18 protein-coding genes are annotated in these 16,376 nt (G+C 35.2%); all 18 read right to left on the minus strand.

Annotated features, from left to right (window positions below):
• Nucleotides 1-370: 370 nt before the first annotated feature.
• Nucleotides 371-1,180, minus strand: a complete 810-nt coding sequence (locus tag QA612_RS14480; RefSeq protein WP_278284533.1) for a TlyA family RNA methyltransferase — start codon at nucleotides 1,178-1,180, stop codon at nucleotides 371-373.
• 3 nt (nucleotides 1,181-1,183) lie between these two features.
• Nucleotides 1,184-3,073: a 1-deoxy-D-xylulose-5-phosphate synthase gene (dxs, locus tag QA612_RS14485; protein ID WP_278284534.1), complete on the minus strand. Its 1,890-nt coding sequence runs from the start codon at nucleotides 3,071-3,073 to the stop codon at nucleotides 1,184-1,186.
• Nucleotides 3,074-3,082: 9 nt separating this feature from the next.
• Entirely contained in the window at nucleotides 3,083-3,697 is a 615-nt protein-coding gene (locus QA612_RS14490; RefSeq protein WP_278284535.1) for a CNNM metal transporter family protein, read from the minus strand.
• 794 nt (nucleotides 3,698-4,491) lie between these two features.
• Entirely contained in the window at nucleotides 4,492-5,382 is an 891-nt protein-coding gene (locus tag QA612_RS14495) for a polyprenyl synthetase family protein (RefSeq protein WP_278284536.1), read from the minus strand.
• Nucleotides 5,379-5,615, minus strand: coding sequence for an exodeoxyribonuclease VII small subunit (locus QA612_RS14500; protein ID WP_278284537.1), 237 nt, complete (start codon nucleotides 5,613-5,615; stop codon nucleotides 5,379-5,381). Before QA612_RS14500 ends, QA612_RS14495 begins: the two co-directional genes overlap by 4 nt.
• Nucleotides 5,608-6,984 (minus strand): exodeoxyribonuclease VII large subunit, encoded by a 1,377-nt coding sequence (gene xseA, locus QA612_RS14505; protein WP_278284538.1) that lies wholly within the window; start codon nucleotides 6,982-6,984, stop codon nucleotides 5,608-5,610. Before xseA ends, QA612_RS14500 begins: the two co-directional genes overlap by 8 nt.
• Nucleotides 6,985-7,022: 38 nt before the next feature.
• Nucleotides 7,023-7,871 (minus strand): bifunctional methylenetetrahydrofolate dehydrogenase/methenyltetrahydrofolate cyclohydrolase FolD, encoded by an 849-nt coding sequence (gene folD, locus QA612_RS14510; RefSeq protein ID WP_278284539.1) that lies wholly within the window; start codon nucleotides 7,869-7,871, stop codon nucleotides 7,023-7,025.
• Nucleotides 7,872-7,946: 75 nt separating this feature from the next.
• Complete coding sequence (gene nusB, locus QA612_RS14515; protein WP_278284540.1) at nucleotides 7,947-8,339, minus strand: transcription antitermination factor NusB; 393 nt, start codon at nucleotides 8,337-8,339, stop codon at nucleotides 7,947-7,949.
• Between the two features lie 631 nt (nucleotides 8,340-8,970).
• A complete protein-coding gene (locus tag QA612_RS14520) occupies nucleotides 8,971-9,390 on the minus strand; it encodes an Asp23/Gls24 family envelope stress response protein (protein ID WP_278284541.1) in 420 nt (139 codons plus the stop codon).
• A gap of 21 nt (nucleotides 9,391-9,411) precedes the next feature.
• Complete coding sequence (gene accC / locus QA612_RS14525; protein ID WP_278284542.1) at nucleotides 9,412-10,773, minus strand: acetyl-CoA carboxylase biotin carboxylase subunit; 1,362 nt, start codon at nucleotides 10,771-10,773, stop codon at nucleotides 9,412-9,414.
• Nucleotides 10,774-10,785: 12 nt separating this feature from the next.
• Nucleotides 10,786-11,295, minus strand: a complete 510-nt coding sequence (gene accB / locus QA612_RS14530; protein ID WP_278284543.1) for an acetyl-CoA carboxylase biotin carboxyl carrier protein — start codon at nucleotides 11,293-11,295, stop codon at nucleotides 10,786-10,788.
• A 276-nt stretch (nucleotides 11,296-11,571) separates the two neighbouring features.
• Entirely contained in the window at nucleotides 11,572-11,889 is a 318-nt protein-coding gene (locus QA612_RS14535; protein ID WP_278284544.1) for a hypothetical protein, read from the minus strand.
• Between the two features lie 317 nt (nucleotides 11,890-12,206).
• Nucleotides 12,207-12,809, minus strand: coding sequence for a SpoIIIAH-like family protein (locus QA612_RS14540; protein ID WP_278284545.1), 603 nt, complete (start codon nucleotides 12,807-12,809; stop codon nucleotides 12,207-12,209).
• A gap of 3 nt (nucleotides 12,810-12,812) precedes the next feature.
• Nucleotides 12,813-13,466: a stage III sporulation protein AG gene (gene spoIIIAG, locus QA612_RS14545; protein WP_278284546.1), complete on the minus strand. Its 654-nt coding sequence runs from the start codon at nucleotides 13,464-13,466 to the stop codon at nucleotides 12,813-12,815.
• A gap of 382 nt (nucleotides 13,467-13,848) precedes the next feature.
• The gene (gene spoIIIAF, locus QA612_RS14550) at nucleotides 13,849-14,493 is read right to left on the minus strand and encodes a stage III sporulation protein AF (RefSeq protein WP_278284547.1); all 645 of its coding nucleotides are present in this window, start codon (nucleotides 14,491-14,493) and stop codon (nucleotides 13,849-13,851) included.
• A 73-nt stretch (nucleotides 14,494-14,566) separates the two neighbouring features.
• The gene (gene spoIIIAE, locus QA612_RS14555) at nucleotides 14,567-15,745 is read right to left on the minus strand and encodes a stage III sporulation protein AE (protein ID WP_278284548.1); all 1,179 of its coding nucleotides are present in this window, start codon (nucleotides 15,743-15,745) and stop codon (nucleotides 14,567-14,569) included.
• A 12-nt stretch (nucleotides 15,746-15,757) separates the two neighbouring features.
• Complete coding sequence (gene spoIIIAD / locus QA612_RS14560; protein WP_278284627.1) at nucleotides 15,758-16,150, minus strand: stage III sporulation protein AD; 393 nt, start codon at nucleotides 16,148-16,150, stop codon at nucleotides 15,758-15,760.
• 15 nt (nucleotides 16,151-16,165) lie between these two features.
• Nucleotides 16,166-16,372, minus strand: coding sequence for a stage III sporulation protein AC (gene spoIIIAC / locus QA612_RS14565; protein ID WP_013488303.1), 207 nt, complete (start codon nucleotides 16,370-16,372; stop codon nucleotides 16,166-16,168).
• Between the last annotated feature and the right edge of the window lie 4 nt (nucleotides 16,373-16,376).

Here is a 16,376-nt window from a genome sequence, read left to right on the forward strand (position 1 = left end):
ATTTATACAATTTTTCTATGCATATATCAATAAGTATTCATTAAAAATTTGTCATCTGGCGGTCATTAAATTGACCAAAAACAAGATGATAATTACCTTTTCTAATAAATATCATAGACCCCTTTAAAGTTTCTGTAGATTTTTGCTTTTGGGTGCTAAGAAAAGCGCAAGTCGCCCCACAGGTTATTTGACCTCGAGCCGATGGCGCCTCAATTTAACCTAAGAACGCCCACGTCCTGTGGGCAAAGGTTAAATCATCGACGTCCTGTCTCCTAGACACCTTACATAGAGTGAAAATTTTATACTTTCTTTTTTTTTTAAAAAAGAGACATTGGTTAATGTAACTACCAATGTCCCTTTTCAGGTAAAATTAACTATTGTGTGCTTCCTTTACAATATCTTTAACACTTTCTTTTATCGATAAATCAGAAAGTACATTCTCATCTGATTTTAAATGAAGTAAAAACTCGATATTTCCTTCTCCTCCACGAATAGGGGATGCTACCAAACCAAGAATAGAGAAACCGCATTTTTCGGCGAATTCAATCATATTCACCACGACATTTTCATGTACACTTGGGTCTCTAACAATTCCTTTTTTACCAACCTCTTCTCTTCCCGCTTCAAACTGAGGTTTTATTAAAGCAGACACATGTGCTCCTTCTTCAACAACTGATTTTAATACAGGTAAAATTAATTTTAGAGATATAAAAGATACATCAATTGTTGCAAATTGCGGTATGCCTTTATTAAATAAATCCTTTGTTGCATACCTAAAATTCGTTCTCTCCATCACAATAACACGTTCGTGTTGTCGCAGTTTCCAAGCTAATTGATTATATCCAACATCTAGAGCATATACTAGCTTAGCACCATTTTGTAATGCACAATCAGTAAATCCCCCTGTAGAAGCTCCTATATCTAAAACAATTTTGTCTTGTAAGTCAAGATTAAATGCTTTAATTGCTTTAGCTAGTTTTAATCCTCCACGACTAACATAAGGAATAGTCTGCCCTTTTATTTCAAGTTTACTTTCCACTTTCACCTTTGTCCCTGGCTTATCAATTCGATCTCCATCAGCATATACAATTCCTGCCATGATAGATCGCTTTGCTTTCTCCCTTGTATCGATTAATCCTTTTTCAACTAATAACACATCAATTCTTTGTTTTTTATCCATTGATTATGCTCGTTGCCTCTTTCTTGGAAGAATTTTATTTATTTGTTGTATAACATTTTCTGTCGTTAATCCTATTTCCTCCCAAAGCTTAGATACACTTCCATGCTCAATAAATCGATCTGGTACACCCATTCTTTCAACAACAACAGAATGGAATTGATTATCATGATAGTGCTCTAACACTGCACTTCCAAAGCCACCTTGCAATGCTGACTCCTCTATCGTCAATATGGGAGTATTTTTCAATGCTATTTGTTTAAGCATTTCTTCATCCAATGGCTTAATGGATCTAGCATTAATTACTTCTATGTGAATACCTTCTTTTCCTAAGGCTTCAGCTGCATCTAGTGCAATTGGGATCATTGTACCAAATGTAAGGATTGTGAGATCGTCACCTTGTTTTAGTATATCCCATTTTCCAATTGGCAGAGTTTTTAACTCACTATCCATTTTTATTCCATATCCATTTCCTCTTGGATAACGAACTGCGATTGGCCCGTCATCATTGGATATTGCTGTATATACCATATGCTGTAATTCATTTTCATCTTTAGGCATTAAAATTTTCATGTTAGGTAAATGCCTTAAATAAGAAATGTCAAAAACACCCTGATGTGTTTCTCCATCTGCACCAACTAGTCCAGCACGATCGATAGCAAAAAACACATTTAAGTTTTGCCGACAAATATCATGAACTACTTGATCATATCCTCTTTGTAAAAATGTTGAATACACTGCAAATACGGGCTTTAATCCTTGAGTAGCTAATCCACCAGCCATAGTGGTTGCATGTTGCTCTGCAATACCTACATCAAACATACGATCAGGAAATTCCTTTTCAAATTGGTCTAGCTTCGTACCTCCAGGCATAGCTGCTGTTAAAGCAACAACCCGTTTATCTTCTCGTGCAATCTTTTTTAAGGTATCGATAAATACACCACTATAGCTTGGAGGGCCTGGTTTTTTTACTACTTCTCCAGATTCCATTTTATATGGACCAAGCCCATGCCATGTTCCTTTTTCATCGTTTTCAGCAGGGGCATATCCTTTCCCCTTTTTTGTAATAACATGGATTAAAACAGGACCTTTTGATTTTTTTGCGTAATTAATATTTGTCGTTAAATCATCTAGATCATGTCCATCTACAGGGCCTAAGTAAGTAAAACCAAGTTCCTCAAAAAACATACCTGAAACGAGTAAGTATTTTAAACTATCCTTCACTCTCTCTGCCGTAGAGGCTAAGCGCCCACCAAATGCTGGGATTTTCTTTATTAACATTTCTAATTCATCTTTAGCTTTTTGATATTTTCCTGCTGTCCTTAGCCTGCCAAGGACATTATGAAGAGCACCTACATTTGGTGCAATTGACATTTCATTGTCATTTAGAATAACAATTAAATCTTTTTGCTCATGCCCAATATGATTTAGTGCTTCTAATGCCATTCCACCAGTTAAAGCACCATCACCGATAATTGCAACGATATTTTCATCTAAGCCCTTTATGTCTCTTGCCACTGCCATTCCCATTGCAGCAGAAAGAGAGGTTGAGCTATGACCTGTTTCCCAAACATCATGTTCACTTTCTGAACGTTTAGGAAAACCGCACAATCCTTTATACTGTCTTAATTGGTCAAACTGATCAACCCGTCCAGTTAAAATTTTATGAACATACGCCTGATGTCCAACGTCCCATATGAATTTATCTTTAGGACTATCAAACAGCTGATGTAAAATTAACGTTAACTCTACTACACCTAAATTTGGACCTAAATGGCCACCTGTAACCGATAACTTTTCAATTAAGAAATGCCTTATATCCTGTGCAAGGTCTTCCAAATCGGTTTTGCTGCACTTCTTAAGAAATGTTGGGTCTTTAATGCTAGACAAATCCAAGAAAAACCCTCACTTTCGTTTATTATTCTTATTACCATTCTTCTTACGTTTCTTACCATTAAATAGTGTTATTTTTAATTTTACCTCTAAAAAGTAAAATAATCTACCCACTTGATAAATGATTTCAGTGGAGTATTGTATAGCAAGGGTTTTTCCAACTGACTTCCCCCCTACAGTTAATGCAGCTACTACACTTGTAAACAACACAGAGACCAAAAACTGAAAACTCGAACCTTCATCATAACCTAATTGAAGAGATAGACGGACAACAACGTAGGCAGAGGCTGTTCCACTAATTACTCCTGCAATATCTCCAATTACATCGTTACAAAAATTAGCAAATCGATCCGCATTTCTCGTAATTTGTACAGCTTGCTTTGCTCCAGGTAATTTTTCTGCTGCCATTGCATGAAATGGTTTTTCATTCGCTGCGGTAGCAGCGACACCAATTGTATCAAAAAATACACCCATTAACACAATTAGAAAAACAATAAACATACCAATTCCCCAAGATACACCGCTTAAAATTGACGTTGAGACAATAGCAAAAATAGCCGCTAACACGAGTGTGATAACGGCTATAATCCAACTCCATTGTAATGATTTCTTTAATGAATCCTTCATTTATGATCATCTATCCTATCTATTATCTAAATTACATACAATTTTGATACACTATATATCTTTCATCTTAACACTATTTATTTATAATTAAAATCACGGCAAAAAAAAATAAAATATATGTAATATCGAGTGGTCATTTAAAGAGTAAAAACTGCGTCTTAGGTCCAGTAGGTTTTCCCAGTTAGATACCTTAGCGTCGCCGCTATGGCGGTTTCCCTTTAAACCTAACTTGGCGTTGTCACCAATCGCCAGACTGGATTGCCACTTAGCACGCACTATAATCCCCTCTAAATGTCCTTGTGGAACTGCCTAGGAGTTTTCCTCAACAACTCTTTCCCATTCTCTATCCTCTTTTGCAGAGTAGATTTCATATGAATGATTGCTAAATCGATACAACCTAGCATTCATAATCCCCTCATACTCCACTCAAGGCAGGCTACGCTGCTAGCAAGTTCCCCAACTTGCATTGCAGGTTCATACCTTTTGTCACCATATCCGTGGGAAACGGAACAATGACAGAAGGCCTCCGCGGTTGCAGGGTCATCGCCCACATGCCTTTGTGGATCGCCCTACAGCCTTTACTCCCAGTCAGGACCCAAAGCTGGGCGCCTCAAGCCAAAACTAGGAACTTCATCGATGTGCCCTTTAGCGGATTTTTAGGCCCGCTTTCGAAAACGGAGAGCTGACTAGAATACAGCACCACTCGTTAGATCTATTATAACATGAAGAATTTCAACTAGACAACGTACAACGATTCCTAAATCAGCATAAGTTTACCAAAATAGGAAGTTAGTTTATTTTGTTCTAGTATGGATATAGTTAGTTAGCTCTAATAATAATGTATGATCCATCGTTGTCTCATATAAGTACTTTTTTGCTTTTTCTATATGAAATGATAGCTTTTCCTTAGCTCCTTCAATACCTAATAACTTTGGATAAGTGCTTTTATCGTTTTCTAGATCACTACCAACAGGTTTCCCAAGTAGTTGTTCATCACCTTCAATGTCTAATATATCATCTTTAATCTGAAAAGCTAGCCCTAAGTGCTTCGCAAACAAATGCAAAGAAGAACGTTCACTTTCGTTGTTTATACCAGCTAATATAGCACCAGACTCAACAGAGACCGCTAATAAATCTCCAGTTTTACGATGGTGTATTTCCTCAAGTTCCTCTACTGACAATGCCTTTTTCTCTCCTAATATATCCTCTACTTGACCACCAACCATGCCACTAGGTCCTGCGGCCTTGCTAATAAAATGAATTAATTCAATCTTTATTTCATTAGGTATTGAGTCTAATGAGGATAAGTACTGAAAGCTATAAGTTAAAAGTCCGTCACCAGCAAGAGTGGCAACAGCATCTCCAAACACTTTGTGATTTGTTGGTTTTCCCCTCCGCAGATCGTCATTATCCATAGATGGAAGATCATCATGAATCAAGGAATACGTATGTATCATTTCTATTACACTTGCAACCTCATAACCAACTGATATAGGCTTTTTATAACCTTCAAGTGTTGCTAATAATAGCATTGGTCTCAAACGTTTTCCACCTGCTTTTAAGGAATAAAGCATCGCTTCCTTCAACAGACTTGGTGCTTGAATGGATTCAACAATGAAAGGTAGTCGTTTATCTATTTCTTCCTTTTGTTTTGCTATAAAAGAAAATAAAGTGTCATGTGTCACTCTGATTGCTCCTCTACAACAAAAGGCTTGATTTCCCCATCCTCCGTTAAGACTTCAGTCATCTGTTTATCAACTTGCTTTAGGCGATCATGACAATATTTTGAGAGATTCATTCCTTCTTGAAACATATTAATGGCTTCCTCTAATGGAACATCCCCTTCTTCTAACTTACTTACAACATTCTCTAGCTTATTCATTGCTTGTTCAAAGGTAAGATCCTTCTCTTCATTCATTTTTCCCACTCCACTTCCCATACGATAATTCTTCAAATGTACTGTTTTGAACTTTACAATTCAACCTTCCATCCTGAACCCGTATCGTAATATTTGTATCCACTTTTGCATCTTTTACTTTTTTAACTAATTGATCATTTTCGTTATATACGAGACTATAGCCTCTATTCATCATATTTAAGGGGCTTAGGACATCTAGCTTAGAAAGTAATACAGAGTAATTTCTTTCTTTATTAAAAAGAAACTGCTTCATTGATTTAATTAATAATTCACGATATTGATCAATTCTTTTTCTTTCCTCAATCACTCTGTTTTCTGGATGTACTCTTTTTAAGCGGCTAGTATACTGTTGCAGAACATCACTCTGACGATTAATTTTTAACATCATTTCTTTCGTTAGCGTTTCAACTACACGATCTAATTCCTGTTCCTTTTGCTCTAACAATTGACGAGGATAACGGAAGGCATAAGATTTCATTAAATACCTAAGCTGATCGTATTGAATCTCCTTCTTCCTGTCCATTCCATTAATTAATCTTCTCTTCAAGTCTAATATTTTCTTCTTTATTTCTTGAATATCAGGTACTGCTAATTCAGCAGCTGCAGTAGGTGTTGGTGCTCTTAAATCTGCTACAAAATCACTAATTGTAATATCTGTTTCATGTCCAACTGCTGATATTATAGGAATTACAGAGTGAAATATAGCGTCTGCAACAATTTTTTCATTAAAAGCCCATAGTTCTTCTAGGGATCCCCCACCTCGCCCTACAATCATTACGTCAAAAGTATTTGCTATGTTCGCTTGCTGAATAGCTCTTGCAATCGAGGAGGGAGCATTTGGGCCTTGTACTAAAACTGGTAGTAGCGTTATTTTTGTTATAGGGTATCTTCTTTCGATTGTTGTAATAATATCACGGACAGCGGCACCTGTTGGTGATGTTACAACAGCTATAGACTTTGGCATTAAAGGTATATCTTTCTTATGCTCTCTTGAAAAATAGCCAGCTATTTCTAATTTTTTCTTAAGTTCTTCATAAGCTAAATATAAATTACCTATGCCATCAGGCTGCATCTCTTTTACATATAACTGATATTGACCTTGTGGTTCATATACAGATATATCGCCTCTAACGAAAACACTCATCCCATTCTCCGGTCGAAATGTTAGAAACCGATTATTTCCAGCAAACATTACAGTATTAAGTCGTGATTTATCGTCCTTTAACGTGAAATACATATGGCCGCGAGAGTGTTGTTTAAAATTAGATATTTCAGCTCTTAACCAAACATTCTGAAGGATGGAATCTTGATCAATTAAACGTTTGATCCGTCTCGTTAAATCACTCACTGACATATAGTCTTGTCGCATTTATATTCTCCTTCATTCATTCTGAGAGATTAGAACAATTACATGGTTCGTTTTGCAGAGATAATCGTATTATACAGAAGCATTGTAATTGTCATGGGACCTACTCCACCAGGAACAGGTGTAATATAAGAAGCAACCTCTTTTGCTCCCTCAAATACAACATCCCCTACAAGCTTCCCTTCTTCCGTCCGATTAACTCCTACATCAATGACAACTGCCCCTTCTTTTATGTATTCCTTGTCAATAAAATGAGCCCTTCCTACTGCTACAATTAAAATATCCGCAGATTGTGTAAATTCTTTCATATTTTTTGTACGAGAGTGACAATAAGTAACAGTAGCATTTTCATTTAATAGAAGTTGTCCAACAGGCTTCCCTACAATATTACTACGACCAACAACAACGACGTGTTTTCCTTCTAAATCAATATTTTTGGACTTAATCATTTCTACAATTCCATATGGAGTACAAGGAAGAAAAGCTTCTTGACCGGTCATCATTCTACCAATATTAATCGGATGAAAACCATCCACATCTTTATTAGGATCAATAGCTTCAATTACAGCTTTTTCTGATATATGAGAAGGTAAAGGAAGTTGAACTAATATCCCATGAATGTGTTTCGCATTATTTAATATTTCAATCTTTTCTAAAAGTTCCTGTTCAGAAGTTTCAACAGGTAAGACATCTAATTCTGAATGAATTCCGATTTCTTTACATGACTTTTGCTTAGATTTTACATAAGACTGTGATGCAGGATCATCACCAACTAATATTACTGCAAGTCCAGGTTTAACCCCTTTAGAAACAAGTTCTTCAACTTCCACCTTCATTTTTAGTCGTTTTTCTTGTGCTAACTCTTTTCCAGAAATAATTATTGCAGTCACAAGCATTCTCCTCCTTATAGTAAAGTTACTTCTATTTTATATGTTTCTTGCTCTTTCGAAAATCTACCTATTTCTTTAGAGAGATTTAGCCAAATTTGATAGAACACCATTTACGAATTTCCCTGGCTCTTCGTCAACACTAAAGCCTTTTGCAAGATCAATTGCCTCATTGATACTAACATTGATTGGAACATCGTCCATCCATTTCATTTCGTATGTAGCCATTCTTAAAATAGCTCGATCAACTCGCGATATTCTTGTTAATGACCAATTCTTTAATGCTGTTTCCAGTAATGCATCTATTTCTTTCAGGTTTTCCAGAGTACCGTGAACAAGAGTTGTTAGGAACGTAGATTTTTCCTCTCCCTCTTCCATCACAGTCTCTATTGCATCATCTGGGTTTGCTCCTGTCATCTCAATCTGGTAAAGAGATTGAACTGTTTTTATTCGTGCTACTCTTCGATTCATTTAAACGACCCCTTAAACTTTTTATATATGTGGCTACCGCATTTACGGCATTATATCGTATAAATAGTTTCTTTCCTTTTTAGCTAAATTACTCCTTTTAAACTTGATAATAGCACAAATTTCCTTCTAAAGACAGGCTGACTAAAGGAATATTCCATTATAGTGCGTGTTCAAAAAGGAGGGTAAAAATAGCCGAGTCGGCTAAAGTCACAACGTCCTGTTGCAACGCCGACACTAGCACGTCCTGTGCGTCGAAAGATCAAGGCGGCGTAGCTTTGAGTACCACAGCGTATGCTTTTAATACGTGAGGAACGGAAAAGCAAGCCAACGCAGAGATTCAACAGATATTTTTCCCGGACTTTTTGAACATCCTCTTATAGAAATAGTATATCAATTCTTAATAGCAATGAAAATCACTCATAAGAAGTTAAGTTAACACATGCAACCTGAAAATTGTTCAATATATACTATTCATTCGTTACACTCCACTTCGCTTTCACCTCAGGAATAAATACAAACTTTGTTATGTGCGCCAAATAAAAAAGAAGGGATCTAAAGGACCAATATTGGTCCTTTAGACACCTTCTCTTATGGAAATACTGTTCCTCTATAGATGGTAGGGTGAGAGTGTTTACTGTGTTTTGATTTCTTTTTTCTGTTCTACTTCTGGTTTAGATTGTTCTAATTGTACACCAACTACGTGTACATTTACTTCTTGTAATGTAATTGCAGTCATGTTTTGTAATGTTTGAAAAATATTCTCTTGTATTTTCTTACAAACTTCAGGAATTGATACACCATAATTGATTAAAACAAATACATCAACAACAATTCCCTCATCTTTCAATTCTACTTTGACACCTTTACCATGATTGCTTTTCTTACTAAACCGTTCTGCAACTCCAGATGCAAAGTTCCCTCTCATTGTCCCTACTCCATCCACTTCAGTGGCTGCTAAACCTGCAATTACTTCAATGACTTCTGGAGAAATTTCTACTTTACCTAATTCATCTTTGTCGTCTTCTAAGTGAATTAAATGATTCTCTTTCATGTTGACTCCTCCTTTGAAATACTACTCTTCTATACTTGGCTTTAAAGAATATTGTTCCAAAAATTTTGTATTAAAGTCACCACCAACAAAAACTTCATGATTAAATAAACGAATATGAAATGGAATTGTTGTTTCTACTCCTTCAATAACAAATTCATTTAAAGCTCGCTTCATTTTTGCTATAGCTTCTTCCCTCGTTTCACCATGAGTTATCAATTTTGCAATCATTGAATCATAGTATGGAGGAATAACGTAACCAGGAAAAGCAGCACTATCTATGCGAACACCGTATCCACCTGGTGCTAAATACATCGTTATCTCACCTGGAGAAGGCATGAAATTTTTATCAGGATTTTCTGCATTTATCCTACATTCAATAGACCATCCGTTAAAAGTAACTTCAGCTTGAGTATAGGAAAGCTTTTTTCCAGACGCTACCAATATTTGCTCTTTTATTAAATCAATTCCTGTAACCATTTCAGTTACTGGATGCTCTACTTGAATTCGAGTGTTCATTTCCATGAAATAGAAGTTACCATTGTTATGATCATAGATAAATTCTATCGTGCCTGCTCCTACATAGTTTACAGCTAATGCAGCTTTTACGGATGCATCTCCCATTTCTTTTCTTTTAGCATCATTTATTGCAGGAGATGGTGTTTCTTCAACTAGCTTTTGAAGTCTTCGTTGTATCGTACAATCTCGTTCCCCTAAATGAATAACATTCCCATGTGTATCAGCTAGAACTTGAATTTCAACATGTCGGAAGTCCTCAATAAATTTTTCTAAATATACGCCTGAGTTACCGAAGTTTGCTTGAGCTTCTTTTTGAGTAACTGAAATTCCTTTCTTTAACTCTCCTTCATCTCTTGCAACTCGAATACCTTTTCCACCACCACCAGCAGTAGCTTTTATAATGACAGGGTATCCTATTTCCTCTGCGATTTTAATTCCTTCATCAATATCTTGAATAATACCTTCCGAACCTGGAACAACTGGAACACCAGCTTTCTTCATAGTTGTTCGAGCTACATCCTTTGTTCCCATTTGATTTATAGCATCCGGTGTTGGACCGATAAAAGTAATATTACATTCATTACATATCTCTGCAAAGTCCGCATTTTCAGAGAGAAAACCATACCCTGGATGAATGGCATCTACTTGTGTTAATGTAGCAACACTCATAATATTAGTAAAATTTAAATAGCTGCCCGTGGATGGTGTTGGACCAATACAATACGCTTCATCTGCAAGACGAACATGAAGAGAGTCACTATCCGCTTCTGAATAGACGGCAACTGTTTCAATGTTTAGTTCTTTACACGCACGAATAATTCGAACAGCTATCTCCCCTCTGTTCGCAATTAATACCTTCTTTATCATAGTTTCCATCCCCTACTCCGGTTTGACTAAAAATAATTCTTGACCATATTCTACTAATTGCCCATTTTCCACAAGTACTTCAACGATTTCACCTTTAATTTCAGATTCAATTTCATTCATTAACTTCATCGCTTCCACGATACAAACGACGGAATCTTCTTTTACCTTATCTCCAACAGCTACATATGGAGCTGAATCTGGTGACGGTGCAACATAAAACGTTCCAACCATTGGGGACGTAATTGCATGATAATTTTCATTTCCTTTTACAGCTGCTTCTTTCGTTTCTTCCTTTTGATTTGACACTTCATTAACAGCTACTTGCTGTATATCCCCTTGCTCATTTACATTCATAGTTGGAGGGGCTGCCACAACTCTTGTTGTTTCCACTTGATTTTTCAACTGACTTTTTAATTGCTTTCTTATCGTTACTTTTGAACCGTTTTGTTCAAATTTAAATTCTTCAATACTGGATTGATCAATTAAATTAATTAGTTCACGAATTTCTTGAATTTTTAACATTTTTTTCACTCCTCTAATAAAGGTACAATTGTTTAAGGGCCATTATAAAAGAATAATGAATACTCAAAATTTTGTTGTGTCGTCTTATGAGTTAGTCCTAAAAATATGCTACATCAAAAAATTAGAAATGGAAACCTTTTTTTATATAATTACTAAACATATTTCATTTGTTATTGATGTAATACAGTGTAACCTTTATACAAAAAGCCTTCTTCATGAAAATTCATAAAAAAAGGCTATATCTTAAGTTAAGTATAGTTATGTACTTACGATGCTTTATCCATTTTTATATTCACGAAATACAGGTATTTCGGATAGGTTATCTGGAATTTTCCCAGTATCTAGTAAAATAATTTTAACTATATTCTTATTTCTAGCCATATGATACTTATCACCATATTCGTTTTCTTGTGTAAAGCGCTTTAAGCTTTGATAATCCTCTTCCTGAATAGAAATAGGCTCACTATCTCCTGCAGCTTCCTCATTTTGTTCGAAACCAATTTCAAATTCAACAATTTGAATTTTATCATTCTTTATATTTCTCGTCTGTTCCAAAACCGCTTTGGCGCCTTCTGTTAATTCGGACCATTCCATTATTAATCTCTCCCTTATCACTATTTCTTTTCGAAATCAAAGCTATCGATCTTCAATGAGTAAATATCTCAACTCATTGAATTTAATTTTTGTTTATTCCATCAATATTGGAATCTCCCTAATTTGTTCTTTTTCTATACAATAGCTTATTATAGCATTATCAGTAAATAAAATCATGCTTCAACTTACTATCAAAAAACTTACCCTTAAATATAGTTACCAACATCCTGCAACTTTAACCTAGTGAATAAATATAGGGAGTCCTCAAACTAGGAAATAAACTCCTTGAGGCTCCCTCTATCCCTTTATACTAAAAATTAATTATCTGATTGAAAGCCAACACGAATATCTTCAACACCTAGCTGATCTCTAGAAAGGTTTAAAATTTCAACAGCTTCTGCTCGAGATAATTCATCTGCTTTTACATATACCTTCACATCATTTTCATCAGCAATGACTAATGCATCCTCATAACCCTTTGATCGAAGTAACGTTTCAAGCATTTCTTCTTTTTGAGATAAACTATGGAGATTATCATATTTATCTAAGAGCTCAACTTGTGCTTCTGCTGTTGTCCCTGTTGAATTAAATACATTTAAATACTCTTCACTTAAACGATTTTTATTATCCGTTCTTTGTAAGCGAATTGTATCAAAATATTCTTCTACCGTCATATTAGATAAGGTAGATCCACTCCCAGTCACTTCTGTAATATCTCCTAAATCAATAAACTGTACTTCTTCATCATCTCCTAACTCCATATCTAATCCTACATCATCACCCTCATTTTCATCACTTTGCTCATTATCTCCCATAGCACCTTGGTTTTGATTAGGATCCATATTGATATAGTAAACGGATAGGACAATGATAAGACTCAACATAGTAAGTAACCATACTGTTTGACGTTTAAGTACCATAAACTATTCCCCCTTAGATTTCTTAGGTAACACAGAAACTCGATGAGATGGTACATCCAAAACACGACTAACTGCTTCAACAATCCATGTTTTTACTTGAATGTTCTCCACCCCATTAGCAACTACTAATACACCACGAATGTCAGGTTTTTCTGTTTTAACCACTAACGCTTCCTCTCTATCTCCGTTACGGATAATAACAACTTGTTCATCCTTCGTTTTGTCCTGAACCTCCCTTGTCCCCCCTTCACGATCTGTTTCATCCGTTATTTGTTCCTTTATATTTTGGTTTTTTTGATAGACGACTCTTTCTGTTTCTGCTAAATTAACAACGACAGTAACGTCTGAAACCCCTACTACTTGTTCTAATGCTCTTTCAAGCTGTCTTTCATAAAAGGACTCATATTCTGACATGGAGGATATTTCCTCTGGCTTATCATCTGACATAAATACTTCAGAAGCTGGTTCTTCCTCTTCTTCAGACAAGACTGGTATTGTACTAGATGGTTCGTCGTCTGATTGAAGGACATTCCCAATGATCATAAAAAACACACCTATGAGAAGTAATAAAAATAAGTATTTAATATTAAGTTTCTTGCCTGAACTTTTCATTGTGAAAGATTTAAACCAACTTGAATCTTGTTTATTATCAGCCATATTTCCCTACCTCCTTTCACCTAAACGTGTACAAGCATGGCCTGGACCATTTTTTCAGAAAAAAATATAAAATTTACGTAACCTGGTGAAGTATTACTATTTCTATATCTCCTTTTCTTTAGAAACTTTGTAGAAATACACGTTTGAAAGGCATGAAAGTAAAATTAGTTAAAATTAATTGTTAACAGTTCTATACACCACCTTCTAAAACTTTTTAAAACCTATTCATGTTTTTTTATCTATTTGGACAGCCACTTGTTCTGAAATATATGCAGGATGTCCCAATTCTATATCTATTTTCTTTATATCCTTTGTAACAATTTATTTTTTTGATTTTTGGATGATGAATTAGTGGCATGTTAATCACTTTATTGAATCATCATTAGTCATCATTACTTATCATTTGATAAACAATTTTTTCTTTAGGGATAGCCCATTCTTCAGACAAAAAATTAACCATTTCATTGAATTCATTATCATTTTCATGATCACTTTGCTCTAGTTGCTCTCTTTTAATATAAATATCATCAATCTTAATGATCCTAACTTCATTACTACCGTCACCATCAATAACTTCCTCTTTATTTCCAGCTATAACATAAACCTGGCCTAGACTATCTAATAAATCTTCATCTTCCTGGAAGTAAGTAAACTCTAAAGATACATCTACAATTACAACACCAAATCTATCTTCAAATTCATCTGCCACCTGATTTTTTAATTGTGGAGCCATCTGTTCAGATATAGAAGCTAAATATTCTTTTTCTACATCTATTTGAACCGTTTCCATCGATCTTGTTTCGCCTATAGAAGCTTCATTCGTCCATGAGGATAAATCGTTTAACCATTCATCAGGATCCATTTGAAAAACCGAAAGAAGTGGTTGTAACATGACCATGAGTAGCATTAGTCCAACGACTAATTTTACATAACGTTGCATTTTTGAGTTTGGTAACAGTAATTCTAAGATTGATGCAAATAAGATTAATAAAATAATATTCGTTATCCAAGCTGTTATCATACTCATCTCATGCTCCCCCTCCCACTTTTTCTAAAAAAGACTGTTATCAATGGAATCCATTTCCTTATTACGTTTTTATTTATCTCATCATTAAAGATAAGTTACCTGAAATAATGATTATTGTAATAGAAAGAAAAAACATGATCGAAACCGCAGCCAATGCTGCAAAAACAAAAATCATTGATTTTCCAATAATTGATAAGCATTGAATGATAGGTCCACCACCTAGTGGCTGAAGTATTGCTGCTGTAAAGGAATATATAATGGCTAGTGCAAACACCTTTAGTGCTGGAAAAATACAAATAAGAAGAAGGATAGCAAGTCCAACGACACCCACTGTATTTTTTAACAATACAGAAGCACCCATGACTGTATCTGCTGCATCTGTAAACATACGACCAACAACAGGAACAAAATTTCCTGTTACAAACTTAGCCGTTCGAATGGCTATACCATCGGCTACAGCTGCGGTAGCTCCTTGCACAGATAGAACTCCTAAGAAAACAGTGAGGAATACCCCTAAGCTTCCCACAGCAATATTACGTAAAAACTCAGCAAGCTTTGTAACTTTATAATGATCTGTCATTGTACTCACAATAAAAAGTAATGTTGAGAGAAATAGAAGAGGTAACACTATAAATTGGACAAATATACCACTTGAATGGACTAAGAACATTACTATTGGATGAAATAATGCAACTGAAGTAACACTTCCTGATGAAGCCATTAAAACGAGTAGCATTGGAACGATTGAAACCATAAAATTGCTCATCGTATTAATTGTTTTTTGTGTAAATTCCATCCCTATATGAAAACTATTTAATGCAATAATGAGCAAAACCATATACGTAATGGCATAGGCTACTTTACTAATAGAATGTTTTTCAAAGGCTTGCTGTAGCTGAGCAAGGATCATACTGAAAACGGATAAGATTACAAGTGTTCCCAACAACATTCCATTTGCAAATATCTCATGAAATAGGTATTTTAATAAACCTGATATCCACGCACTTATAGAAAACTGCTTGTCTCCCCTAACGAAATCCATAAAGCTACCACGCTGACTTTCAGGTAAAAACCCTTCATATTCATGTAAAATATCATCCCAGTACTGACCAATTTCTTCTATCCCTAACCTTTCTAATTGTCTTTCAATAAGCTCGTCCTGCTCAACAGGTCCCTCTTCTTCAGCAAAAACAGAAAATGGAAGGAGAATAAATATTGTGATTATGACGAATAGTGAGGACAAGATTTTCATATATTCTCCCTCCTAATAGTTAGGAATTAAATTAATAATAGTCTCTATAATGACAGATATAATCGGAATGGCCATGACCATAATTAAAACCTTTCCGGCTAGTTCAATTTTTGATGCCATTGCTCCTTGCCCTGCATCCTTCGCAATTTGAGCACCAAATTCTGCAATGTAAGCAATACCAATAATTTTTAATACCGTCTGTACGTATACCAGATTGATATTGGCTCTTGTTGCTAACTCTTCTAGCATATTGATGATCAAAGCAATCTGATCAATCAGGAATATAAAGATAATTACACCAACAAGAACAGTAAGTAAAAATGCAAAAATAGGTTTATGCTCTTTAACCACCAAGGCTAAAAATGTTGCAATCAAGCCTAAGCCGACAATTTGGATGATTTCAATAAGTCACCACTCCCATCAGCTTTGGAAAAGGAATACACTACGAATCTTTTGGAATAAATCATCAACAACCGTTGCCACCATATATAAAACGACAACAAATGCAATTAAAGTCACCCAATTTGCTATCTCTTCCTTACCCATTTGCTTTAATACGGTGTGAATCATTGCAACAACAATTCCTACACCAGCGATTTGAAAGATTAAACTCACATCATAATTCAAGGTT

This window comes from Evansella sp. AB-P1 (assembly GCF_029688925.1).
Classification (GTDB): Bacteria; Bacillota; Bacilli; order Bacillales; family Salisediminibacteriaceae; genus Evansella.